21 protein-coding genes are annotated in these 23,544 nt (G+C 67.6%); 15 read left to right on the plus strand and 6 right to left on the minus strand.

The genetic code is table 11. The features are described from left to right. The first annotated feature begins 2 nt into the window (after window positions 1–2). From OXG83_09780 to OXG83_09795, 4 genes are read left to right on the plus strand one after another with little or no spacing between them, the layout of a single operon-like run. Window positions 3–611, plus strand: a complete 609-nt coding sequence (locus tag OXG83_09780) for a hypothetical protein (protein MCY3965320.1) — start codon at window positions 3–5, stop codon at window positions 609–611. After that, entirely contained in the window at window positions 611–2,098 is a 1,488-nt protein-coding gene (locus tag OXG83_09785) for a hypothetical protein (GenBank protein ID MCY3965321.1), read from the plus strand. The genes OXG83_09780 and OXG83_09785 overlap by 1 nt, the downstream gene beginning before the upstream one ends. A 7-nt stretch (window positions 2,099–2,105) precedes the next feature. Beyond that, a complete protein-coding gene (locus OXG83_09790; protein MCY3965322.1) occupies window positions 2,106–3,056 on the plus strand; it encodes a MoxR family ATPase in 951 nt (316 codons plus the stop codon). Beyond that, window positions 3,049–4,242, plus strand: a complete 1,194-nt coding sequence (locus OXG83_09795) for a VWA domain-containing protein (protein ID MCY3965323.1) — start codon at window positions 3,049–3,051, stop codon at window positions 4,240–4,242. Before OXG83_09790 ends, OXG83_09795 begins: the two co-directional genes overlap by 8 nt. A 79-nt stretch (window positions 4,243–4,321) precedes the next feature. On the opposite strand, the gene OXG83_09800 is transcribed toward OXG83_09795, so the two are convergent. Then, window positions 4,322–5,323, minus strand: a complete 1,002-nt coding sequence (locus OXG83_09800) for a nucleoside hydrolase (protein ID MCY3965324.1) — start codon at window positions 5,321–5,323, stop codon at window positions 4,322–4,324. A gap of 87 nt (window positions 5,324–5,410) precedes the next feature. Here OXG83_09800 and OXG83_09805 point away from each other — a divergent pair, with 87 nt between their 5' ends. The 6 genes from OXG83_09805 to OXG83_09830 all read left to right on the plus strand — a co-directional run bounded on the left by OXG83_09805 (window position 5,411) and on the right by OXG83_09830 (window position 13,202). Further along, a complete protein-coding gene (locus tag OXG83_09805) occupies window positions 5,411–6,334 on the plus strand; it encodes a peptidylprolyl isomerase (GenBank protein MCY3965325.1) in 924 nt (307 codons plus the stop codon). Between the two features lie 131 nt (window positions 6,335–6,465). Beyond that, window positions 6,466–7,434 (plus strand): HupE/UreJ family protein, encoded by a 969-nt coding sequence (locus OXG83_09810; GenBank protein ID MCY3965326.1) that lies wholly within the window; start codon window positions 6,466–6,468, stop codon window positions 7,432–7,434. Between the two features lie 128 nt (window positions 7,435–7,562). After that, the gene (locus OXG83_09815) at window positions 7,563–9,128 is read left to right on the plus strand and encodes an AbgT family transporter (GenBank protein ID MCY3965327.1); all 1,566 of its coding nucleotides are present in this window, start codon (window positions 7,563–7,565) and stop codon (window positions 9,126–9,128) included. Between the two features lie 2 nt (window positions 9,129–9,130). Continuing rightward, the gene (locus OXG83_09820; GenBank protein MCY3965328.1) at window positions 9,131–9,622 is read left to right on the plus strand and encodes a hypothetical protein; all 492 of its coding nucleotides are present in this window, start codon (window positions 9,131–9,133) and stop codon (window positions 9,620–9,622) included. Beyond that, a complete protein-coding gene (locus OXG83_09825; protein MCY3965329.1) occupies window positions 9,619–10,983 on the plus strand; it encodes a hypothetical protein in 1,365 nt (454 codons plus the stop codon). Before OXG83_09820 ends, OXG83_09825 begins: the two co-directional genes overlap by 4 nt. A 5-nt stretch (window positions 10,984–10,988) precedes the next feature. Further along, a complete protein-coding gene (locus OXG83_09830; protein ID MCY3965330.1) occupies window positions 10,989–13,202 on the plus strand; it encodes a PQQ-binding-like beta-propeller repeat protein in 2,214 nt (737 codons plus the stop codon). Here the strand turns inward: OXG83_09830 and OXG83_09835 are convergent. From OXG83_09835 to OXG83_09845, 3 genes are read right to left on the minus strand one after another with little or no spacing between them, the layout of a single operon-like run. Next, window positions 13,116–14,285 carry a ZIP family metal transporter gene (locus OXG83_09835; GenBank protein MCY3965331.1) on the minus strand — a complete coding sequence of 390 codons (1,170 nt, stop codon included), beginning with the start codon at window positions 14,283–14,285 and terminating at the stop codon, window positions 13,116–13,118. The two genes, OXG83_09830 and OXG83_09835, sit on opposite strands and share 87 nt — an antisense overlap. A gap of 30 nt (window positions 14,286–14,315) precedes the next feature. Continuing rightward, on the minus strand, window positions 14,316–15,026 hold the full coding sequence (locus OXG83_09840; GenBank protein MCY3965332.1) for a glutathione S-transferase family protein: 711 nt from the start codon (window positions 15,024–15,026) through the stop codon (window positions 14,316–14,318). A gap of 47 nt (window positions 15,027–15,073) precedes the next feature. After that, a complete protein-coding gene (locus tag OXG83_09845; protein ID MCY3965333.1) occupies window positions 15,074–15,283 on the minus strand; it encodes a hypothetical protein in 210 nt (69 codons plus the stop codon). 128 nt (window positions 15,284–15,411) lie between these two features. Between OXG83_09845 and OXG83_09850 the strand changes: the two genes are divergently transcribed. The 5 genes from OXG83_09850 to OXG83_09870 all read left to right on the plus strand — a co-directional run bounded on the left by OXG83_09850 (window position 15,412) and on the right by OXG83_09870 (window position 21,556). Next, window positions 15,412–16,566 (plus strand): hypothetical protein, encoded by a 1,155-nt coding sequence (locus OXG83_09850; protein ID MCY3965334.1) that lies wholly within the window; start codon window positions 15,412–15,414, stop codon window positions 16,564–16,566. 18 nt (window positions 16,567–16,584) lie between these two features. Beyond that, the gene (locus tag OXG83_09855; protein MCY3965335.1) at window positions 16,585–17,430 is read left to right on the plus strand and encodes a DUF1295 domain-containing protein; all 846 of its coding nucleotides are present in this window, start codon (window positions 16,585–16,587) and stop codon (window positions 17,428–17,430) included. 45 nt (window positions 17,431–17,475) lie between these two features. Continuing rightward, window positions 17,476–18,777, plus strand: coding sequence for a serine hydrolase (locus tag OXG83_09860; GenBank protein MCY3965336.1), 1,302 nt, complete (start codon window positions 17,476–17,478; stop codon window positions 18,775–18,777). A 58-nt stretch (window positions 18,778–18,835) separates the two neighbouring features. Beyond that, window positions 18,836–20,428, plus strand: a complete 1,593-nt coding sequence (locus OXG83_09865) for a sodium:solute symporter family protein (GenBank protein MCY3965337.1) — start codon at window positions 18,836–18,838, stop codon at window positions 20,426–20,428. A 66-nt stretch (window positions 20,429–20,494) separates the two neighbouring features. Then, window positions 20,495–21,556 carry a hypothetical protein gene (locus OXG83_09870; GenBank protein ID MCY3965338.1) on the plus strand — a complete coding sequence of 354 codons (1,062 nt, stop codon included), beginning with the start codon at window positions 20,495–20,497 and terminating at the stop codon, window positions 21,554–21,556. Window positions 21,557–21,602: 46 nt separating this feature from the next. Here OXG83_09870 and OXG83_09875 read toward each other — a convergent pair whose 3' ends face one another. Both OXG83_09875 and OXG83_09880 read right to left on the minus strand, forming a co-directional pair. Next, the gene (locus tag OXG83_09875; protein ID MCY3965339.1) at window positions 21,603–21,809 is read right to left on the minus strand and encodes a hypothetical protein; all 207 of its coding nucleotides are present in this window, start codon (window positions 21,807–21,809) and stop codon (window positions 21,603–21,605) included. Window positions 21,810–21,890: 81 nt separating this feature from the next. Beyond that, complete coding sequence (locus tag OXG83_09880; GenBank protein ID MCY3965340.1) at window positions 21,891–23,522, minus strand: AbgT family transporter; 1,632 nt, start codon at window positions 23,520–23,522, stop codon at window positions 21,891–21,893. Window positions 23,523–23,544: the final 22 nt, after the last annotated feature.

Genomic DNA, 23,544 nt, shown 5'->3' on the forward strand with positions numbered 1-23,544 from the left:
CCATGAAGCTCCACTGGTTCGTCTTCCTGACCCTGATCGGCATGTGCCTCGCCGTCGGCGCGGCCTTCGTCGCGCCAACGGAAGTGGTCGTGCAGGACGGCGCGACCGAGCAGGTGGTGAGCAGCAGCGGCTTCCAGCATGACCGCTTCGCCACGATGCGCCAGGGCGGCCCGGGCGCCGAACGTCACGCCACGACGCTCTGGATCGGCTGGACCTTCGTGCTCTTCCAGGTCCTGTTCTTCGGCGGCTGCCTGGCGATGGGGATGCAGCGGCGCAAGGACGACGGCGCCTCCCTGGGGCCGGCGAAGCAGCCCCTGATCTTCGGCACTCTGGTCCTGGCGGCGATCTTCACCGCGCTCGTCTTCTCCTACCAGCGCTACGCCACCGAAGAGACCCACACCCTGTTCCTGGGCTTTCCCAGGCCCACGGCCTGGGTGTTCTACGCGGTGTGGCCGTTCCCGGTGTTCTTCATGGTGATCTACATGCGGATCTTCGACCGCTGGTTCTTCACCGAGGAAGACGAGCAGAAGGTCGCGGAACTCGCGGCGGCCCAGCGCCAGAAGGAGCTTGAAGCGGCCAGTGGCGACCCGGCGGAGGCAGTGGCCGACTGATGGAGGAGAGTCGCAACGCGGTCGTCCTGACCTGCCTGGTCATCTACTTCGCGCTATGCATCGGCGTCGGTATCTGGGCGCTCAAGCGCACGAAGTCGACCCAGGACTTCTTCATGGCCGGGCGCGAACTCGGGATCATCGTCACCGCCTTCGCCCTCTTCTCGAGCACGCTCTCCGGTTTCGGCTTCGTCGGCGGCCCTGGTCTCGTCTACAGCCAGGGCATGACGTCCGTGTGGATGATCGTCTGCGGCACGGTCGCGAGCTGCTTCACGTTCTTCCTGGTCGCCAAGCGGCTCCGGATCTTCTCCGAGGTGTACCAGACGGTGTCGCTGCCGGATACGGTGGCGCTTCGCTACCAGAGCGAAACGAGCCGCTTCCTGACCGCCGTGGCGATCATCCTCGGCGTTGTCGGCTACCTGGCGGCACAGATCATGGCGATGGCGGTCGTGCTGCAGGAGATCCTGAACAGCGTCGACTGGGTCCCCCACGTCAGCCTCGGCGTGGCGATGGCGATCTCCGTCGCGGTCCTCGTCTTCTACTGCGTGACCGGCGGCATCATCGCCGGCGTCTACACCGACGTCGTCCAGGGCGCGGTGATGGCGATCGCCGGGGTCCTGGTGCTGATCGCCGCCATCCACGCGGTCGACGGAGGCGTTGCCGGCGGCGCGATGACGGTCGTGAACGACGACCCGGAGGCGATCGGCCCCTGGGGCACCCTCGGCATCATGGGGGCGCTGTCCTACTACCTGCTGTTCGTGGTCGGCGCCTGCGGGCAACCCCACATCGTCACCAAGCTGATGATGAACAAACGGATCCGCCAGTTCAAGCAGATCTTCCTGGTCAGCGCGATCGCCGGCACGCTGGCCGCGCTGCTCTGGATCGCGATCGGCTTCGCGATGCGCGCGCTCGTCGTCGGCGGCGACCACGCCGAGCTCGGCCAGCCCGACGACGCGGCCTACGCGTTCCTCCAGTCCTACGCTCACCCGATCCTCGCCGGCGTCGTCTTCGCCGGGCTATTCGCCGCGATCATGTCGACCGCGGACGGCTTCCTGAACATCGGCGCCGCCGCGATCATCCACGACATTCCCAAGGCGCTCACCGGCAAGCCCATCAAGAGGGAGCTGTTCTGGGCGCGGGTGGCGACGCTCGTCCTGGCCGTCGGCGCGGCACTCTTCGTGAGCCTTTCGAAGGAGGACCTGGTCGCCCTGCTCGGCACCTTCGGCTGGGGCACGTTCGCGGCGGCGCTCGTGCCGACCGTGGCGATCGGCTTCAACTGGAAGCGGGCGACGCCGCTGGCGGCGAACGTGGCGATCGTCTCGGGCCTGCTGGTCAACTTCGTCATCGAGATCGCGAAGATCCAGGTACCCCACGGCATTCACGGCGGCGCCATCTCGCTCCTGCTGTCGCTGACCCTGTTCTTCGGCATCTCCCTGCTGTCGAAACCCAGGCCGCTGCCAGCCGAGATCGACGCGATCATCGACCTGTGACGTCGTCATGACGGTTTCACCCGACTTTCAGCGTTCCGGAGCCGGCACGGACCGGGGCTTCCCCGACGTCGACGCGGTGATCGCGGCACTCCGCGCCGAGGACTACATCGCCGAACGCGACCTCGCAACCGCGATCTACCTGTCGCTTCGCATGGGCAAGCCGATCTTCCTGGAAGGTGAGCCCGGCGTCGGCAAGACGGAGGTCGCCAAGGTCCTCGCCCGCTGCCTGGACTCCGAGTTGATCCGGCTCCAGTGCTACGAAGGGCTCGACGTCTCGACCGCCGTCTACGAGTGGAACTACCGCCGCCAGCTACTTCACCTGCGCGGCCTCGAGGCGGCCGGCGTTGCCGACGCCCGCACCGCCGTCGACGACGTCTTCTCGACCGACTTCCTGCTCGAACGCCCCCTCCTGCGGGCCGTCCGGCAGAGTCGCCAAGGCGAGGCTCCGCCGGTGCTGCTGATCGACGAGCTGGACCGGGCCGACGAGGAGTTCGAGGCCTACCTGCTCGAGATCCTGGCCGACTTCCAGATCACGATCCCGGAGATCGGCACGGTCGCCGCCGAGACGCCGCCGGTCGCGGTCGTCACCTCGAACCGCACCCGCGAGGTCCACGACGCGCTGAAGCGCCGCTGCCTGTACCACTGGATCGACTTCCCGGACTACGAGAAGGAAGTGCAGATCGTGCTCCGCCGCGTCCCCGAGGCGCCCGAGCACTTCGCCGCCGAGATCGTCCGCCTCGTCCAGGCGCTCCGGGAGGAGGACCTGTTCAAGCATCCCGGCGTCGCGGAAACACTGGACTGGACGAACGCGTTGATCGCCCTCGACCAGGAAACGCTCTCCGACGAGATCCTGCGCGACACCCTCGGCGTGCTGCTCAAGTACCAGGACGACCTGGACAAGATCGACGACGAGGCGGTCCGCCGGCTGCTCCGGAAGAGCCGGTCAGCCGGTGACTAGCAGTGCCGGGGTCGTGGCGGCCACCCGCGGCCACCTGCTCCGCAACATCGTCCTCTTCGGACGTCTTCTGAGGGTCGGCAGCCTCGACGTCACGCCGACCCAGCTCCGCGACTGGGTGGCCGCCCTGGAGCTCGTCGACCTCGCCCGCAAGGGAGACGTGAAGGCCGCTGCCCGTGCGGTCCTGGTCAGCCGCCGCCGCGACCTGCCCTGGTTCGACAAGGCCTTCGAACTCTTCTGGCAGGCCCGCGATCCGCGGGAACTCGAGCAACTCGAGCTGGGGCTCCTCGTCCAGCGACAGACCGAGCGGACGAAACGCGCGGCGCTTCAGAAGCTGGCGCTCCGGGACGGTGACGACGGCGACGCCGACCATCCGGACGACCACGACCGAACAGCCCGCACACCGCTCTACAGCGCGCGCGAGGCGTTGCGCAAGAAGGACTTCGCCGAACTCGAGGGCGACGAACTCGACGAGATCAAGCGGCTGATGGCGACGATGCACTGGGAGCTCGAAACCCGGCGCACCCGGCGCCTCCGGCCGAGCCGTGGCGGCCATCGCCTCGACCTGCGCCGGACGCTGCGGCGCAGCCTGGCCCACGGCGGCGAGATGATCCACCTAGTCGGCCGTGACCGCAAGCACCGGCGACGCCCCCTGGTCCTGATCTGCGACATCTCCGGGTCGATGGAGCCCTACTCGCGGCTGCTGCTCCACTTCATCTACGCGGTCTCCCACCCGCGATCGGCCGATCCCGGCGTCTCGAAGGTCGAGTCCTTCGCCTTCGGCACCCGGCTCACCCGGTTGACCCGCGAACTGGCCGAACGCGACGTGGACCGGGCGCTCCAGGCCGCCGCTCACCGCATCGAAGACTGGGGCGGCGGCACCCGCACCGGCGAGGCGCTGCGCGAGTTCAACTTCACCTGGAGCCGGCGCCTCCTCGGCCAGGGCGCCGCGGTGCTGATCATCAGCGACGGCTGGGACCGCGGCGACATCGGTCTCCTCGGCCACGAGATGGAACGCCTCCACCGAAGCTGCCACCGCCTGATCTGGCTCAATCCGCTGCTCGGCTCGGCCGACTACCAGCCGCTGACGCGCGGCATCGTGGCCGCGCTCCCCCACGTCGACGACTTCCTGCCGGTGCACAACCTGGCGAGCCTGGAGCAGTTGGGGGAGTTGTTGGCGGCGATTTAGCGCCCGCCGCCTCGGCGACGCCAGCCAGGCAGACCGGCGCTCCACGCCTGATGCCGGCCGGTACCGGTCCACCCAGTCTTTAGCGATGGAGGTTCTGCTCCAGGAAGCGAAGGACCATCCGCTCGATGAACCCGGCGTCGTCGATCTCCAGGGCCACGGTCGAGGTCGGCTCGGCGCCCGGTTCGAACAGGGTCATGCTCCGTTCGTCGACGGTGACGCGGCCGTGTTCGACGCCGAACAGGTCAGGCCAGAGGATGTAGCCGACCGCCACCGCATCGAACAGGCGCGGCGTGGTCTGGTTCCTTTCCTCGTTCCGCCACAGGGAGTAGAGCGAGGTAACCGCGCTCGTCAGCGGTGTGCCGCGCATGTGGAGATGGAGGCGCCGGTCCGCGTCGAGGCGGACGTGGTCCGTCACGTCGAGGGGGATGTAGACGACGTTCGTGCCTCCGGCCTGCACCGCGGCGTCGAACCGCTTCGAGGACGCCGCATCGGCGAGGACGTTCCACTCGCGCTGCGCGTCGCCGCCGTCGTAGCCGGAGCGGATCGAGCCGTACATCGAGACGACGCGCTTCGCGTTCTTCAGCACGTTCGGGTCGATCTCCAGGGCGTCGCCGATGTTCGTGACCGGGCCGACGGTGAGCAGCGTGATCTCGCCCGGATGGGCCGCGAGGGTCTCGACGATGAACTCCGCTGCCGGCTGCGCTCGCGGCTGCACCTCGTCGAAACCACGACCCCAGTGGAACTGCCGGTTGTACGGCGCCTCGCTGAACTGCTCGTGGGGCGCCCCGTCGCGCAGCGTGACCAGGGGCGTCTCCCGGCCGACGTGCACGGGGATGTGGTCGAGCCCCGTCTCCCAGAGCATCCGGAGCGCCAGGAAGGCCCGGTCGGCGGTGCGCGCGTGTCCGACGGTGACGCCGACAAGTTCGATCTCCGGGCTGGCCAGGAGCAGCGCCATCGCGTAGGCGTCGTCGATATCCGAACCGATGTCGCAGTCGAACAGCACCTTCTCGCGCTCGCCGGCGGCACCGGCCTCCGGCTGTCCCGCAGCCGGCAGGGACACCGCCAGCAAAGCTGGAAGCACAGGCCACAACCTCGTTCTCTTCCCCATCACGATGCTCCTATCCTCGTTTCCGTGACTGCCGGCACCAAGAGCGTAGTATTCCCCGCCATGCCCGACTCCCGACTGCGCAGGTTTCTCCGCGACCCCTTGCTGATCTTCCTGGTCATCGGCGTGGCCGTGTTCGGACTCGATCGCATGGCCGGCGGCGTCTTCGATCCGGAGAGCCGCTCGATCCTCGTCACCCGCGAACAGGTCATCCGGCTCGCGGACCTCTGGAGCGCCCAGATCGGTCGCCTGCCCACCGCCGCCGAGCTGGACTCCCTGGTCGAAGACCACGTCCGCGAGGAGATCCTGGTGCGGGAAGCGGCACGCATGGGGCTCGATCAGGACGACACGATCGTCCGCCGGCGCCTGGCGCAGAAGATGTCCTTCCTGATCGAGGACACGATCGTGGTCGACGAGGTTTCCGACGCCGATCTCGCCGGCTACTTCGAAGAGAACGCGGATCGCTACGGCGACGCGCAGCGGTTCACGCTCCGTCACGTGTACGTCAGCCCGGACCGCCGCGGTAGCGACGAGGAGGCGGCGCGCGTGGCCGAGGAGATCCTCGAGCAGCTTCGGGCAGAGGGAAACACCGCCGCGCCCGAGAACACGCTCTGGCGCCGGCTCGGCGACCCCTTCATGCTGCGCCGCGAATACGGCCGCCGCACCGCTGTCGATCTCGCCGAACTGTTCGGCGGCGCCTTCGTGGACGGCCTGGCAAGCCTGCCGGTCGGAGAATGGGCCGGTCCGGTCGAGTCCGCGTACGGCTTCCACGTCGTCCGCCTCTCCGCCCGCACCGAAGCGAAGCCGGCCGTGTTCGAGGAGGTCCGCCGACGTGTCCTCGAGGACGCCAGACGCGACGCCCGCGACGCGGCGAACCGGGAGGCCCACGAACGCCTGCGTGAGCGCTACCGGGTCGAGATCGAAGCACTCGACTTCATCTCCGAACTCGAAGGCGGCGATTCGGGCGCTGACGGAGACGAGCCCTGAGCCGGCCGTCGAAGCGGACGCCGGCCTCGCGGCCGGTGCGACAACTTGGCCGCCTGCGGCGGCAGCCGGCGTGGACGCCGGCGCACCCAGTCTGCAGCCTCCTGGTCCTGGCGACAGTCTTCTTCGGCCTCTTGACGGCGGTTCCCGCGAACGGCCACGAGGTCCGTCCCGGCTACCTCGAACTGAACGAGGTCGAGGCCGGCCGCTTCGAGGTCGTCTGGAAACAGCCGCGACGCGGCGCGCTCCTGCTGCTGCTCGACCCGGTCCTCCCCGAGTACTGCACGGAGATCGCGAGGCAGCCGCCCGAGAACCTGGCCGGCGCGCTGCTCGAGCGCTGGACCGTCGACTGCGCGGAGGAAGGCGTCGATCCGGACCGCACGTTCCACGGCGACATCTTCGGGATCGCCGGGCTCGAACGCACGCTGACCGATGTCCTGCTCCGCATCAGCTTCGAGAACGGCGACAGCCTGACCCAACTGCTGCGCCCCGAGGCGCCCACGGTCACCGTCGACCGGGAGGCCGCCGGCAACGCCCTGCCCTACTTCCGGCTCGGCGTCGAACACCTGGTCTTCGGCTTCGACCACATCCTGTTCGTCATCGGCCTGCTCTTCTACGTCCGCAGCCCGTGGCGCCTGGTCGGCGTGATCACCTCGTTCACGCTCGCTCACAGCATCACCCTGGCGCTTTCCTCCCTGGATGTCGTGAAGCTCTCCTCCGCGCCGGTCGAGGCGGTGATCGCCCTGTCCATCCTGTTCCTGGCGGTCGAGCTGCTGCGGCCCGAGGAGAAGCGGTCACCGATCACGACGAAGAGTCCGTGGCTGATCGCCTTCGCGTTCGGCCTGCTCCACGGCTTCGGCTTCGCCGGCGCCCTGGCCGAGATCGGTTTGCCGCAGCGGGCGATCGCCCTGGCCCTGTTCCTCTTCAACGTCGGTGTCGAGGTGGGGCAGCTCCTGGTCGTCGCGGTCGTGCTGGCAGCGGTCGCCGTCGTCAAGCGGGTGGGGATCGTCGTGCCGGAGCTCATCCTGCGGACGCCGATCTACGCCACCGGGATCATCGCGGCGTTCTGGTTCGTGGAGCGGGTGGCACGGATCGTCGTGTGAAGCCCGCGCACGCCGCTCCGCGGCAGCGCGAGTCCTTCTCCGCGGGTCAGAAGACCCGCGGCTACAGGCCGGCGCACCCAGTAAGATGACCCTTCCGTCCACAGGGAGCAGCAGGGAGGAACCCGCGTATGGCGAAAGCGAACGGCGAGGGTCGGAAGGCGGACAACGGTAGACCCAAGGGCTTCCTCAACCGGGTTCTGACCGCCATCGAGGTCGTCGGCAACAAGCTGCCGGATCCGGCGATCCTCTTCCTGCTGCTGCTGTTCCTGACCTGGATCGCTTCGGCGGTGCTGGCGCCGGTCCAATTCGCGGACGTCCACCCGGTCACCGGGGAGCCGGTACGTATTCAGAATCAGCTCACCGGCGAGGCGATGGCGACGTTCATGGCGCGCCTGGTCACCACTTTCACCGGGTTCGCTCCGTTGGGTGTGGTGCTCGTCGCGCTGCTCGGTGTCGGCGTGGCCGAGAAGACCGGCTTCATCAACACCGGCCTGCGGTTGATCCTCGGCTTCACGCCAAGGAGCCTGCTCACGCCGATGCTGATTCTGGCGGCGATCGTCAGCCACACCGCCGCGGACGCGGGTTACGTCCTGGTCATCCCGCTCGGCGGCGTCATCTTCTACGCCGCCGGCCGCCATCCCCTGGCCGGCATCTCGGCCGCCTTTGCCGGCGTCTCCGGCGGCTTCTCGGCCAACTTCATCCCCTCCGGAATTGACCCGCTGCTGCAGGGCTTCACCCAGTCCGCGGCGCAGATCCTCGATCCCGAGAAGCTCGTCAATCCGCTCTGCAACCTGGCGTTCACTGCCGTCTCGTCGGTCCTCGTGATCGGCGTCGGCTGGTACCTGACCGACCGGGTGATCGAGCCGCGACTCCGCGGCACCGAGATCGACGGCGATCCGGAAGAGATGCCGAAGATGGAGGAACCGAGTCGGAAGGACCGCCGCGGTTTCCTCGCCGGCATGGGGTCCCTTGTGCTCGGCCTCGTCGTCCTGCTGATCTGGGCGTGGCCCGACACGTCGCCGCTTCGCAGCGAGGCCGGTGAGCTGACCGCGTTCTCGGCGCCGCTGATGCAGATGCTGGTGCCCCTGATCTTCGTCTTCTTCCTGATTCCCGGCGTCGTCCACGGCTACGTCGCCGGCACGGTGAAGACCCACCGGGACATCGTCGACGGCATGAGCGACGCGATGCGCACGATGGCCTACTACCTGGTCATGGCCTTCTTCGCCGCCCAGTTCATCGCCGCGTTCAGCAGCTCGAACGTCGGCCTGCTCATCGCGCTCAAGGGCGCGAACTTCCTCCGCGATCTCGGGCTGCCGGCGCAGGCCACCGTCGTCGGGATCATTCTGCTGTCCGCGGTCGTCAACCTGTTCGTCGGCTCCGCCTCGGCCAAGTGGGCGGTTCTCTCGGTCATCTTCGTGCCGATGCTGATGAACCTGGGCATCTCGCCCGAGCTGACGCAGGCCGCCTACCGTGTCGGCGACAGCGTGACGAACATCGTGACGCCGCTGATGCCCTACTTCCCGCTCGTCGTCGTCTTCTGCCAGCGCTACGTGAAGAAGGCAGGCATCGGCACCGTCCTGTCCCTGATGATCCCGTACGCCGTGACCCTGTTGATCACCTGGACGCTGTTCCTGATCGGCTACTGGCTGCTCGGCATCCCGCTCGGACTCCAGGCCGGTTACACGTATCCCTGATCATGGGTTGGCGCCGCACCGCCCTTCCCGCCATCGTGCTCGTCGCGGCCACGGTCGCCTCGGCGACCTGGGCGCAGCCGACGCGTCCGATCTACCCCGTCTACGAGGGCTATGTGCCGAACGACGACGGCACCGCGGTTCTCGTGTTCGGCTACTTCAACCACAACGCGGTCGCGGTCGAGATCCCGGCTGGCGAAGCGAACGGCTTCGACCCCGGGCCCGCCGACCGCGGCCAACCGACCGTCTTCGAACCCGGCCGGCAGCGCAACGTCTGCCTGATCGTGCTCCCGGCTGACTACAAGGGCAACCTGCAGTGGACGATCACCTCGGGCGAGCACACCGAGAAGACGACGGAGCGCGGGGGAATCGATACCCTCTACCTGATCGAGAACATCTCGATGGCCTACCACCGGGCCAGGCAGATCGACACCGCCGCCGCCGAGCGTGGTGTCTGCGTCCAGCCCGCACCGGCCACCAGTGGGAGCGAACCATGAAGCGTACTCTCGGAGCAACGACGACAGCGGCGATTCCGCTCATCGCCCTTCTTGCGGTTCCTGCGGCATCGCCAGCCGCCGCGGCCGATGCGGACACGCCGACTTTCAGCCGCGACATCGCGCCGATCTTCCAGCGCTCCTGCCAGCGCTGCCACCGGCCCGAGACCGCCGCGCCGATGTCGCTGCTCACCTACGAGCAGATCCGGCCCTGGGCGCGGTCCATCAAGCGCCGCGTCGAGTCCCGACAGATGCCGCCCTGGCACATCGACCGCACGATCGGCGTGTACGAACCTGACCCGAGCCTGAGCGACGAGGAGATCGCCCTGGTCATGGCCTGGGTCGACGGCGGCGCTCCGCGCGGCAATCCGGCCGACCTGCCGGCGCCGATCGAGTGGCCCGAAGGCGACGCCTGGGAGTACGGCGAGCCCGACCTGGTGGTCGAGATGCAGGAGGACATGGTCGTACCCCCCGAAGGGCCCGACCTGTTCGTCAGCTTCATCGCCGACACCGGTCTCACCGAGGACCGCTACATCCGCTGGATCGAGGTCAAACCGAGCAAGGCGGGACGCGCGACCGTCCACCACACGATGGTCTACGCGATCCAGGACGACGCGGAGTACGTCGGCGAAGACTTCTTCGAGCGCGACGACGACCCGAACCGCCGCGACGCCGATGGGAACCCGGTCGGCTCGCTGCTCATCGAGTACGCCGTAGGCAACACGGGCGACGTCTATGCCGAGAACACCGGCAAGCTGCTGATGGCCGGTGCCAAGATCCGCTTCAGCGGCCACTACCACTCGATCGGCGAGGAGATCCGGGACCGCCAGCAGATCGGCTTTGGCTTCTATCCCCGCGGCGTGGTGCCCAAGCACCGGATCGTTTCCACCCGCCTGTTCGCCGGCCTGCCTAGCAACCGCGGGTGGCGCAACAACGAGCTCTCGATTCCACCCGGCGCCGACAACGTGCGGCACGACGGCTACCGCGTGCTCGACCGGCCAATCCAGTTGATCAGCTTCCAGGCCCACATGCACTACCGGGGCAAGGGCATGGAACTCGAAGCGATCCACCCCGACGGCCGCCGCGAACTGCTCACCCGCATCCAGAACTACGACTTCAACTGGCAGGTCGCTTACCCGTACAAGCACCCGCCCGTGTTCCCGGCCGGCACCGTGCTCCACGTGACCTCGTACCACGACAACTCGGAGAACAACCCCTACAACCCGGACCCGACCGCCTGGGTCGGCTGGGGCAACCGGACCGTCGACGACATGGCGATCGGCTGGACGAACTTCGTCTTTCTGTCCGAGGAGGACTACGAAGAGCACGTGACGGTCGCACCGGCCACCGGTGGCGGAGACTAAGGAGCGTGCGCCGTAGCACCGCGCTCGCGGCGGGGATCGTCTGTCTGACGGCCGCCGCGGCCGTCTCCGGCCAGAGTTCCGGGGCCGGCCCGCTGATCGAGCCGGTCACCGACGCCGAACTCGCAGCCACGCCCAACGGCGACTGGCTGAGCTTCCGCGGCAACCTGTCCGCCTGGGCGTACAGCGCCCTCGACGCCGTGAACACCGAAACCGTCGGCCAGCTCGACTTCGCCTGGGCGGCCCCAATGGAGGACGGACCGAACGAGGCGACGCCCCTGGTGCGAGGCGGCATCGTCTACCTGCCGCAGACGGGCGACGTGATCCACGCCCTCGACGCGCGGACCGGCGATCTGATCTGGGAGTACCGCCGGGAGCACAACTACCTGGATCCTGAAGGGGCGGACCCGGAGCGCCGCTTCGGCCAGGGCCTGGGACGGATCACCCGGAACATCGCGATCTGGCAGGACGGCCTGTTCGTCGCCACGATGGACGCGTTCATCATCCGTCTGGACGCGAACACCGGCGAGTTGGTGTGGGAAACTCGGGTCGGCGACAGCCGGATCGCCCACTCGTCCGGCCCGATCATCGCGAACGGCAAGGTGATCAGCGGGCGTTCCTGCAACATGTCCGTCGCGGGCGGCTGCTACCTCACGGCGCACGACGCCGAGGACGGCCGGGAGCTGTGGCGCTTCCACACGATCCCGCGCCCCGGCGAGCCGGGCGACGAGACCTGGGGCGGGCTGCCGCTCGAGCGCCGGTTCCACGTCGGCGCCTGGCATGTCGGTTCCTACGACCCCGAACTCGACCTCGTCTACTGGGGCACGTCCGTGCCGGCGCCCTCTCCCGAGGTGCTGCGCGGCAGCGGGGCTGGGTCCCTCCTCTACTCGAACAGCACACTGGCGCTCAAGCCCGACACCGGCGAGCTGGCGTGGTACTTCCAGCATCTGCCGCGAGACAACTGGGACCTCGACCATCCCTTCGAGCGCATCCTCGTCGATCTGGAGATGGAGCCGGACGAGGAAGCCGTCTGGTCCATCAACCCGGCGCTGGAGCCGGGCGAACGGCGGCGCGTGATGACCGGCTTCCCCGGCAAGACCGCGGTCTTCTGGACCCTCGACCGGGAGACCGGTGAGTTCCTGTGGGCGCGAGAGACGGTCTTCCAGAACGTGATCACCCACATCGACCCGCACACCGGCACGGTCACGGTGAACGAGGAAGTCATCCCGAAGGCCCGAGACGAGGAGTACGGCGTCGTCTGCCCGGCGGCGAGCGGCGGCAAGGACTGGCCGACCGCGGCCTATAGCCCGATGACCGAGGCCGTCTACGCGCCGCTCCAGGACGTCTGCATGTCGCCGACGATCACCGGCACAGGCGTTGGACCGCCCCAGGGCTACGGCATCAGCTTCAACATGCGGCTGGCGCCGAACAAGACGACGGTCGGGCGCCTGGATGCCGTCTCGGCTCGCACCGGCGAGTCCCTCTGGCGGTTCGAGGAACCCGCCGGCATGATGTCGGTGTTGACGACCGGCGGCGGGCTGGTCTTCGCCGGAAACACGAACCGCCGGTTCCGCGCCTTCGACGCCGCGACCGGAGACATCCTCTGGCAGACCGTGCTGGGCGGACCGGTGAGCGGCTTCCCCGTCAGCTTCGCCGTGGACGGCGAGCAGTACGTCGCGGTGACGGCGGGCGGCGGCGACCTGCTGAGCGGGCTCTTCAACCGTCTGGGAAACAAGAACGCGCGCTCCGGCTCCAACCTGCTCTACGCCTTCAAACTGTCCGACACGGCCGGGCGCGGTCCGATCGAGAAGCCGACCGTCACGGCGGCGGCCGCCGAACCGCCGCCCATGGTCATGATCGACGCTCCACTCCTCGAGGCGTCGGCGCCCTGCGCTACGTTCTCAGCGGAGCAGGCCGAGCGCGGCGCCGCCCTCTACCAGGAACAGTGCGCGGAATGCCACGGGCCCACTCTCCGCGGTGGCACCCAAGGGGCCGCGATCGCAGGTCGCAGCTTCGTGAGCTACTGGTCGAACCGGGCCGCCAGCGGGCTCTACCGGACGATCCGCGAGACGATGCCGCAGGGCCGGGAAGGAACGATTGGCCCGGCGGCCTCAGCCGACCTGGTCGCCTTCGTGCTACGAGAGAACGGGGCCGAAGCCTCCGGCGAGTTCGGCACGGACACCGAGTCGCTCGACGGCCAGCGCACCTGCTTCCGGCCGTAGCGCCCCGGCCGCGTGGTCGTCGTGGTCATGCTCGTCATGACCAGCGTCGCCGTCCTCTTCATCGTGCCCGTCGTGATCCTCGTGATCGGCCTCGTCGTCGTGGTCGTGACCGGCCTCCCCATCGTCGGCATGCCCAGCCTCGTCATCGTGGTCGTGAGCAGCCTCGTCGTCCCCGGCATGCTCGTGCTGCTCGTGTACACCGTGATCGTGGCCGTCGTCATGCGAGTGGCCGAGGTGCGAGTGCTGATGCCAGAGGCCCATCACCGCCATCGTCGCGATGCCGATCATCACGAGCGCGAACTTGAGCGCCCGGTCCCGATCCTGTTCGGGCATCGGCACGTCGTCCTCGCCCATCAGGGAACTCCGCACGTAGTGCGCGATCCGGTCCCGCTCCCTCGACATCTCCGCGTCGAGCACGTCCATCACCGCCACGTAGATGAACGTGCCGGCCGCGATCGCATTGAAGCTCCCCTCGAAGATCAGGGCCGTTCTCCCCTCGAACACCTGTCCCGCCACGGTGCCGAAGACGATCCCGAGCGGCGTCATGACCGAGAAGAGCCACAACGTCTGCCACAGCTTCCGGTTGCCCGCGGAGTGGGCGGTGACGATCAGGGCGAAGGCGGCGGAACCCTTGTGGAACAGGATGCCCAGCATGACGACCAGGGCAGCCGCGGCTTCGGGCTGAAGGCCAAGAGCCATCCCCGCGATGATCGAGTGCACGGACAGCACGATCAGCAGGACGAAGGCGTAGAAGGGCGGCCTCGTCCGCTCCTCTTCCTGGCCCAGCATCGAGTTGCGGCCTTCGAGGACGACCCGGTCGATCAACAGCAGCAGACCGACTCCGAGCGCCGCGAGCAGGGGCGCCAGGGGATAGTCGACCACGTTCCGGAGCGCTTCATCGGCTTCGGGCAGCAGGTGGACGAACCCGACGCCGAGGAAGATGCCGCCCGCCAGCGCGTTGCCCAAGGAGAGGTATCGTCGGCTGGCCTGCTGCCTCGCGACGAGGATGGGGATCATTCCGCCGACGATGGCGATCCCGAAGATCGACACGCCGGCGATGATCTTGATGGCAAGCGGGGACATAGGGTGGGACCTCCTCTAGTGCCTGTCCGCTCAGGGCAAGTTGGCCGTCGCTCCCTCGCCGCGTAGAGACGGCGGCAGCAGTTCGGGCCTGGTGAAGAAGTTCGCCTGCACAGCGTGGAGATAGGCGGGGCGCGAGTTCAGACGATCGCGATAAGCAGAAAGCCGCGGACCGATCGGCTCGCCGTAGGCAACCGCCCAGTCCAGGCAACTGCCTAGCAGGATGTCGACACTGGTGAACCGGTCACCGAGCAGGAACTCCCGCCCGTCGGCGAACTCGAGTTCCGCCACCGCCGACTGCTTGGCGAAGCCCTCGCTCGCGGTCTGAATCGCCGCCGGCGCCTCGCCGTAGAGGTACGCGAGGTCGCGGTGCTTGCGGATCACGTAGAGCGTGTGAGCGTCGAGCTCCATCATCACGAAGAACGACCACTGGTCGTAGCGCGCCCGCGCCTCCGTACCGGCGTCTGGAATCAGTCCGTCCGGCTGGCCGTACTCCGCGGCCAGGTAGTTGACGATCGCGGCGCTCTCGGCGAGCACGAGATCGCCATCCTGGAGCAGCGGGATCTTCTGCCGCGGATTGAGCCTGGTGAACTCGTCGGTCTGCGTTTCGCCCGTCCGCGGACCGATCGGCCGGTGCTCGTAGTCCAGTTCCAGCTCAGCGAGCGCCCAGTGAGCGCGGAGCGTCCGCGACGTGCTGCAGCCCCAGAGCACCATCCGTGCATCTCTGGTCTGCTCGACTGTCATCGGCACCCCGAGAGGATGTCACAGAGGCCGTCCTGGCGCGGCGCGTCCTACCGCGATCGGGGCAGCGACACCGCCAGCACGACACCAAGGCAGCCCAGAACGACGATGTAGAAGATGGTCGTCAACACATCGGCGAGGACCGGGAGGTCGACCGGGCCGGCCAGGGACCTCCGCCAGGCCGCGACCGGCAGGCCGACGCCCACCACGGCGAGCGAAATCCACCGCGTCCAGCTGAGTTGACTGCTCTTCTCGGTCATCTTCTTCGTCCGGCTTCCGTGTCGTCGTTCGGCTTCGCTGTTGCCGGGGCGGAGGATGTCACAGATCGGCGACTTTCGCAGCCCGGTAGACTCACGGCACATACACGACATCGCAGTGGGAGGTCCGAATGCAGATCAGACGGCGGAGGTCTTCGTTCTGGAGGGTCTGGGGCACCGCCCTGGTGTCGGTAGGAGCACTCGTGGTGATCGCCGCGGCCGCAGCGCTCATGATGTTCGCGGCATCCGCCGCGGACGCGCAGGAGATCCCGCGGCGGCACGATGGACGCCCAGATCTCTCCGGCACCTACGACATCGCGACCCTGACGCCGGCGCAGCGGCCCGAACGGTTCGGCGATCGGCTCGAACTGACGCCGGAGGAAGCCGCGGCGCTCGCCGAGCACTGGGAGACGAACTTCGACAAGGACCACGCGCCGAGCGACCCGGACCGTGAAGCGCCTCCGGTGGGCGGGACCGGCATCTACGCGCCGGAGTTCACGGGGGCGGCCGGCAAGGTCGGCGGTTACAACGCCTTCTTCGTCGACATCGGCACGGGCGCCTTCCTGCTCGACGGCAAGTACCGCACGTCGATCATCACGGATCCGCCGGACGGCCGCTATCCGCCGCTCAGCGCACTCGGAGAGGAACGAAGCCAGCGAGTGGCACCCTTCCGGCACGAGAACACGGGCACGGCCTGGTGGCTGGACCTTCCCGTGGGCCCCTATGACGATCACGAACTGAGGCCCCTCGCCGAACGCTGCATCCTGACCCGTGGCGCCTCCGGCCCTCCGTCCATGCCGGGCATGTACAACAACCTGAAGACGATCGTGCAGACGGACACCCACGTGATGATCCTGATCGAGTGGATGCACGACGTACGGATCATCCGGCTCGACTCCGAGCACCTGCCGGACACGATCCGGAAGTGGAGCGGCGACTCGATCGGCTGGTGGGAGGGAGACACGCTCGTCGTCGAGACGACGAACTTCCGGGAGATCCCCGGCTCGGTCTCGCGTGGTTCGCGCGACATGCGGGTGACGGAACGGTTCAGCCGCATCGACGCCGAGAACCTGCGCTACGAGTTCACGGTCGAGGATCCCGCCCACGAGACCGCCTGGAGCGGCGAGTACCCGTGGCCGGCGACCCCGAACAAGCTCTACGAGTACGCCTGCCACGAGGGGAACTACTCCTTCGGCAACATCATGCGTGGCGCCAGGCTGCTGGAGCGGGAGGCGATCGGGCAGAGCGCGTCGGGCACCCCGACCGGTTCCGGATCGGGCGACTGAGGCAGGAGGAACGAGCCCATGCCGGACATCAACTTCATCCCCCACCCGCTCGTCGGCACGCCGATGGGCGCCGCGCTCGACCTGTACGTGATCCTGGCGATCCTGTGCTGGCTCACCTCGGTCATCACCCGCGAGTACTCCTGGGTGGACCGCCTCTGGTCGATCTGCCCGCCCGTCTACTGCCTGATCGTGGCCTTCTCCACGGACTTCGAGTTCTCGCGAGTCAACGTGATGACCCTCCTCGTGCTGCTCTGGGGGCTACGCCTCACCTTCAACTTCGCCCGCAAGGGGGGCTACTGGAAGGGCGGCGAGGACTACCGCTGGGCCACCGTCAGGGAGCGCTTCGGCCCCGTCGCCATCCAGGTCATGAACGCGACGATCATCGCGCCCGGCCAGATGCTGCTGATCTGGTGGTTCACGTCGCCGATCCACGCGGCCTGGGAGGCGGGGGACACGCCGCTGGGCGGACTCGACTTCGTCGCCGCCGGGCTGTTCCTTCTCCTCCTGATCGGCGAGACCGTCGCCGACGAGCAGATGTGGGCCTTCCAGCAGGACAAGAAACGCCGGGTCGCGGCCGGCGAGGAAGTCGCTCAACCGTTCATGAATCGCGGCCTCTTCCGAATCTGCCGCCATCCGAACTACCTGTGCGAGATGGGCATGTGGTGTGCTTTCTACCTGTTCGCCGTCGCGGCGTCGGGCGAGTGGCTCCACTGGACCGGTTTCGGCTGTCTGGGACTGATCGGCCTCGTCGTCGGGTCAATACCGCTCGCGGAGTCCATCTCGGCCGCCAGGTATCCGTCGTACCCGGAGTACAAGGCCTCCACTCCCTGCCTCATTCCGGGCTTGCGCCTCGGCAAACCGTAGTACTCTCGCCGACGCTCCGCCCAACCCCGTAAGGAGGAACCACGCGTGATCCGATTGCGTCCTCGGGGGCAGTACGCCCCGCTCGCCACCGCCGCCGCTGCCCTGCTGCTGGCGGTCTTCGTTCTCGCGCCGGCGTACGCCGCCGAGCCGGAACTGCAGCACGCCAAGCCGGCCGACGTCGGCATGGATCCGGCCGGCCTCAAGAAGCTCAACGAGGCGATGCACGGCATGGTCGACGGCGGCAAGCTCGCCGGCGTCGTCACGATGGTCTCGCGCAAGGGCAAGGTGGTCCACTTCGACGCCTACGGCAAGCGGGACATCGAGAACGGCGTTCCCATCGAGAAGGACACGATCTTCCGGATCTACTCGATGACCAAGCCGATCGTCGGGGTCGCAATGATGACCTACTACGACGAGGGCCGCTTCGCGCTCGACGACCCTGTATCGAAGTTGATTCCCGAGTTCAAGGGCCTCAAGGTCGCGAAGGAGGACGGTCCCGACGGCAACCCGATCACGGAAGACGCCGATCATCCGATGACGATGCGGGAACTGATGAACCACACGGCCGGACTGACCTACGGGCTGTTCTCGCGGTCCCAGGTGGACACGCTCTACACGAAGGCGGGCATCATCACGGACCCGAACCAGAACCTGAAGGACATGATCGATAAGCTGGCGAAGATCCCGCTCCGCCAGCAGCCCGGCTCGATGTGGCACTACAGCGTCGCCGTCGACGTCCAGGGCTATGTGCTCGAGGTGCTCGCCGGCAAGCCGCTCGACGAGGTCCTGAACGAGCGGCTCTTCGGGCCCCTGGGCATGAAGGACACCGCTTTCTGGGTGGAGCCGGGCAAGGCGGACCGCTTCTCGCGGATCTACACGCCGAACGCCGAGGGCAAGCTGGTCAGTCCGCCCAATGGCCAGTACCTCCAGAAGCCGAAGTTTCTCTCCGGCGGCGGCGGCCTCGTCGGCACCGCGACCGACTACATGCGCTTCGCCCAGATGCTGGCGAACGGTGGCGAACTGGACGGTGTCCGCATCCTGAAGCCGGAGACGGTAAAGCTGATGCACACCGACCACCTGCCCGAAGGCGTCACCGACATGGGTCCGCTCTACCGCGGCAACCGCTTCGGCCTGGACTTCTCGATCGTCACCGATCCGAACCCGGCGACCGACCATGAGCGCGCCAGGGGCGAGTACTGGTGGTACGGGATCGGCGGCACCTGGTTCGGTATCAACCCGATCCAGGACCTGGTCGTTGTCGGCATGATCCAGAGCCGCGACTTCCAGGCGTCCTCAGCCGCGCGGTGGGCCAGCAAGCGCCTCGCGTACGAAGCGATTGTCGACTGAGCCGCTCCGCCGGCACGCGCCCGGCCAAGAACCCCACGAACCGTCGAGGAGGTAGTCGATGAGTCTGTTTGCCTGGTCGTGGATGTTCCTCATCCTCTACATCGTCGGCATGCTCACGTTCGGCTGGATCGCCAGCCGGCGAATCAGCAACGCGGACGACTTCGCCACCGCCCGCAGCAGCTACGGCCCGTACTTCCTCGCCCTGGCCTTCGCCGCCACGACCGCCAGCGGCGCCACCTTCCTCGGCAGCCCCGGCCTCGGCTACGACTTCGGGATGGCCAGCGTCTGGGGCAAGTTCCTCTATCCGATGGGGGTGTACTTCGGAGTCCTGATCACGATCAGGCTGGTCGCCAACTCCGGCCACAAGTTCGGAAACCGTTCGATCCCGGAGTACCTGGGCGACCGCTACCAGAGCGACGGCGTGCGGCTGCTGGTCTCGGTCTTCTCCCTGGTGCTGTTCTTCTACATCGCCGCACAACTCGTATCGGGGCTGGTCATGTTCGAGACGATGCTCGGGCTCGAGCCGCTGACGGCGCTGATCATCACTTCCGGCGTCCTTCTCGTCTACGTCGTCCTCGGCGGCGCCCACGCCGACATCATCACCGATGGCGTCCAGGGGATGATGATGCTCGGCGTCGCGATCGTGGTGATCGTCATGTTCCTGTTCGCCTCCGGGATGGACGGCGGGCTCGGCGCCCTCGTCAGCAATCTGCGCGAGCAGGATCCGAACCTGGTCGGGCCGCTGAACAGGTCGAACTCCCTGTACGACTCCTGGTGGGCCATTGCCTGCGTCCTGTTCGCCCACATTCCGCTCGGCATGCTGCCCCACATCGGCAACAAGGTGTGGGCGCTCAAGAACGACGGCGACCGGATGCGCTTCGTCAAGCTCGCCTTCGCGGTCGGTCTGACGATGGGCATGCTGGGCCTGGGCGGCATCCTCGCCCGCGGCGTCCTCGGCACCGAACTCATGGAGGCCGGGCGCAACTCGAACGAGGCGCTGCCAGCGCTCTTCATCGAGCTGTTCCCGACCTGGCTGGCGGCCCTGATCGGCGTCGGCATCCTGGCGGCGATCATGTCGACCGCGGACGGCCTCGTCGTCTCGTCATCGCAGATCGTCGCCAACGACATCTACCGGCGCTCGATCGTTCCCAAGTACAGCCCCGACCTGAACGACAAGGAACTCGATCGCCGCGTCCTCGTGATCAGCCGCTGGAGCACGGTCATCGTCCTGGTGCTGTGTACCTGGCTGGCCTGGGCGATGCAGGACATGAACATCGCCCTCCTGGTCTGGGTCGGCACCGGCGGCATGATGGCCGCCTTCGCCGGCCCGCTGGTGGTCGGAGGCCTCTGGCGCGGCGTCACTCTGGCCGGCGCCTACACGGGCCTCGTCAGCGGCATGCTCACCTTCGTTCTGCTGCGTAGCGGCCTGCCGTGGATGATCGTCGACCCCGGCTCGCTCGGTCCGCTGTCGGGCGTAGCAGAGTGGCTCGCGCACTACCAGATCAATCCGTACTCGTGCGCGGTGGTCGGCGAGGTCGTCTCCATCGCCGGGACCTATGTCGTCTCCAAGCTGACGCAGCCACTGCCTGAATCCCACGTCGAGCGGCTGTTCAGCGCGCCGGCCGAGACCGCCGAGGCCGCAGGGGGTTAGGCCCGCAGCGCACCAGGACGGCGCAGTAGACTCGGCGGCAAAGCCGACAGAAGAAGGAGGCACGACATGCGTCGCCACCGAACCACTCGTCTCCGCAACCGGTCGATTCCCGTCCTCGCGGCGCTCGTGTTCCTTGTCGCCACTCCCTCCCTCGTCGCTCAGGAAGCGGCCGGCTGGACCCCGCCGCTCGCAGCCGACGGCAAGCCCGACATTTCGGGGGTCTGGGACTTTCGCACGCTGACACCGCTCCAGCGACCCGAGGACCAGGAAGCGACGATCGACGAGGCCAGGGCCGCGGAGATCGAGACGGCGGCCGTCGAGCGGGCGCGGGCCGCCGATGCGCCAAGCGACCCGGAGAAGCGGAAACTCAAGGCCGGAGACCCGGTGGGCGGCTACAACAACTTCTGGTTCGACCGCGGCGCCAGGGTCGTCGAGGATCTCCGGACGTCGCTGATCATCGACCCGCCGAACGGCCGGCTTCCTGACACTCTCCCCGACGTCAAGCGCCAGACGCGAGGTGATGACAAGCCGATCGACCGCCCGGTCCGGCTCCGCGTAGGTGGTGTCGGACTCGACAGCTACGAGGACCGCGGACTATCCGAGCGCTGCATCCTGGGCTTCAACGCAGGCCCCCCGATCACGCCCGGGGGCTACAACCAGAACATCCAGATCTTTCAGTCCGCGAACCACGTGGCGATCCTGAACGAGATGGTCCACGACAGTCGGATCATTCCCCTCGATGGCCGCGCCCACCTTCCCGACTCGGTGCGGCAGTGGATGGGCGACTCCCGCGGTCGTTGGGAAGGAGACACCCTGATCGTCGAGACGAAGAACTTCTCCGATCTGGTCTCCAGCTTCAGCGGCAGCGTGGCCGGCGCCGTGGGCGACGCCTATGAGATGCACGTCACGGAGAGGTTCCGACGCGTGGACGAGGACACGCTGATGTACGAGTACACGGTGAATGACCCGGCGACCTTCACACGCCCCTTCACCGCCCGTCTGCTGATGAAGAAGGGTGAGGCGCTGTTCGAGTACGCCTGCCACGAGGGCAACTACGGCCTGTTCAACATCCTCTCGGGTGCCCGCGCCAAGGAGGCCGAGGCGGCGGCCGCTACCGGAGGCGAGTAGCGAGCAGGCCGCCCACCGGCTGGAACCGGCGGCGACGACCCGCTGTTCAGTCCCAGTCGGGCAGCGGCTGAGGGCCCGGCACGATGCCGGCGATATCGGGATCCTCCCCGGGCACTGCCTCGGGCGCTTCGAGCGCGGCCTGTTCCTTGTCCAGTTTGCGCTGGGCGCGACGCTCCAGCTTCTCCTGACGCCTCTGACGTTTTCGGATTTCCCGTTGGCGCTTGGCGAACGTCGTTGGTCCGGGTCTAGCCATGGCGATATCCCCTCCCTCCGCGCGGGCTCTCTCTCAGGGCTAGCGGCCGAGTGTAGCAGGGACTTTTGACACCGCAGGACCCTACGGTGAGTAGTAGGTCGGCGACCCGGGACCGACCGGCAAACCCAGGGCGAACACCCAGAGGTAGAACAGCGAGATCCAACCGATCAGGTAGGTGATCGAGTACGGAATCATCGTCGCGATCAGGGTGCCGATTCCGAGTTTCCGGTCGTACCGCATCGCCACCGCCAGGATGAGCCCGAAGTAGCTCATCATCGGCGTGATGATGTTCGTCGTCGAGTCGCCGATCCGGTACGCCGCCTGGATCACCTCCGGGCTGTAGCCGACCGTCATCAGCATGGGAACGAAGATGGGCGCCGTCACCGCCCACTGGGCCGACGCGCTGCCGAGCATCAAGTTGACGAAGCAGCACATCAGGATGAACGGCACGAACACGATCGGCCCGGTCAGGTCGAACCGGGTCAGCAAGTCGGCACCGACGACCGCGGTAATCGTCCCCAGGTTCGTCCAGTTGAAGAAGGAGACGAACTGGGCGGCGAAGAAGACGAGCACCAGGTAGGGGCCGAGAGAACTCATCGAGCGGCCCATGCCGTCGATCACGTCGCGGTCGTTCCTGAGCGAACCGGTGGTGCGGCCGTAGACGATCGAAGGCACGATGAAGAAGACGAAGATCAGGGACACCACGCTGCGCAGCATCGGCCGCAGATCGTCGATCAGGAGCGCGTTCGCCGCCGGATCGCGGAACCAGCCGTTCTCCGGCAGGGCGAGCAGGGCCAGCCCGCCGAGCATGACCAGCACGGTCACCCCCGCCAGTTTCAGCCCCCGCTTCTCCTCCTTCGACAGCGTCTTCAGGCCCTCCTCCGGGTCTTCCAGGTCGTCCGCCGCCCGCCCCGGATCGAAGACGCCCAGCTTGGGCTCGACGATCCGGGTCGTCACCAGGGTGCCGATCGCCGTGATCATGAAGGTGCTGACGAACATGAACAGGTAGTTGGCGGTCGCCGGGATCTCGTTGGCCGCACCGGGCGCGTAGGAGGGATCGATGATGCGCGCCGCTTCGGTCGTGATCCCGGCGAGCAGCGGGTCGACGGTGCCGATCAGCACGTTCGCCGAGTAACCCCCCGAAACGCCGGCGAACGCCGCGGCCAGCCCGGCCAGGGGATGACGGCCGACCGCGCGGAACACGACCGCCGCCAGTGGGATCAACACGACGTAGCCCATCTCGGACGCCGTATTGGAAACGACCGACGCGAACACCACGACCGCGGTCAGCAGGTTTCGCGGAGCGCCCAGGACCAGCGCCCGAAGCAGGGCCCCGAGAAGACCCGACCGCTCGGCCACGCCGACCCCGAGCAGGGCGACCAGAACCGTACCCAGCGGTGCGAAACCCGTGAAGTTCGTCACGAGGTTCATGGCGATCCGCCGCATCCCCTCCGGGTTCATCAGGCTGACCGCGCGGATCATCCCGTCTTCGGAGCGGCCCGAGACACCGGCCGGCCGCGGGTCGGCCACCTTCCAGTCGAGTACTTCCGCCATGCCCGAAACCAGCAGGATGAGCAGCGCCAGCACCGCGAACAGCGTCACCGGGTGCGGCAAGAGGTTGCCGAGGAACTCGACTACGTTCAGGAACCGCGTGAACAGACCGGGGCCGCGTCCTCCCCGCCTGCGGCGCTTTCGATTGGCGGATTCAGACATCCGCGGAACAGTAGCGGACCAA

The organism is Acidobacteriota bacterium (assembly GCA_026707545.1).
Lineage (GTDB): Bacteria > Acidobacteriota > Thermoanaerobaculia > Multivoradales > Multivoraceae > Multivorans.

Bases quoted from the DNA above. Each gene is read 5' to 3' on its own strand.
- OXG83_09865 (MCY3965337.1), top strand. From the start codon at position 18,836: ATGAGTCTGTTTGCCTGGTCGTGGATGTTCCTCATCCTCTACATCGTC.
- OXG83_09870 (MCY3965338.1), top strand. From the start codon at position 20,495: ATGCGTCGCCACCGAACCACTCGTCTCCGCAACCGGTCGATTCCCGTC.
- OXG83_09805 (MCY3965325.1), top strand. From the start codon at position 5,411: ATGCCCGACTCCCGACTGCGCAGGTTTCTCCGCGACCCCTTGCTGATC.
- OXG83_09815 (MCY3965327.1), top strand. From the start codon at position 7,563: ATGGCGAAAGCGAACGGCGAGGGTCGGAAGGCGGACAACGGTAGACCC.
- OXG83_09855 (MCY3965335.1), top strand. From the start codon at position 16,585: ATGCCGGACATCAACTTCATCCCCCACCCGCTCGTCGGCACGCCGATG.
- OXG83_09825 (MCY3965329.1), top strand. From the start codon at position 9,619: ATGAAGCGTACTCTCGGAGCAACGACGACAGCGGCGATTCCGCTCATC.
- OXG83_09835 (MCY3965331.1), bottom strand. From the start codon at position 14,285: ATGTCCCCGCTTGCCATCAAGATCATCGCCGGCGTGTCGATCTTCGGG.
- OXG83_09790 (MCY3965322.1), top strand. From the start codon at position 2,106: ATGACGGTTTCACCCGACTTTCAGCGTTCCGGAGCCGGCACGGACCGG.
- OXG83_09875 (MCY3965339.1), bottom strand. From the start codon at position 21,809: ATGGCTAGACCCGGACCAACGACGTTCGCCAAGCGCCAACGGGAAATC.
- OXG83_09780 (MCY3965320.1), top strand. From the start codon at position 3: ATGAAGCTCCACTGGTTCGTCTTCCTGACCCTGATCGGCATGTGCCTC.
- OXG83_09785 (MCY3965321.1), top strand. From the start codon at position 611: ATGGAGGAGAGTCGCAACGCGGTCGTCCTGACCTGCCTGGTCATCTAC.
- OXG83_09880 (MCY3965340.1), bottom strand. From the start codon at position 23,522: ATGTCTGAATCCGCCAATCGAAAGCGCCGCAGGCGGGGAGGACGCGGC.
- OXG83_09845 (MCY3965333.1), bottom strand. From the start codon at position 15,283: ATGACCGAGAAGAGCAGTCAACTCAGCTGGACGCGGTGGATTTCGCTC.
- OXG83_09840 (MCY3965332.1), bottom strand. From the start codon at position 15,026: ATGACAGTCGAGCAGACCAGAGATGCACGGATGGTGCTCTGGGGCTGC.
- OXG83_09850 (MCY3965334.1), top strand. From the start codon at position 15,412: ATGCAGATCAGACGGCGGAGGTCTTCGTTCTGGAGGGTCTGGGGCACC.
- OXG83_09820 (MCY3965328.1), top strand. From the start codon at position 9,131: ATGGGTTGGCGCCGCACCGCCCTTCCCGCCATCGTGCTCGTCGCGGCC.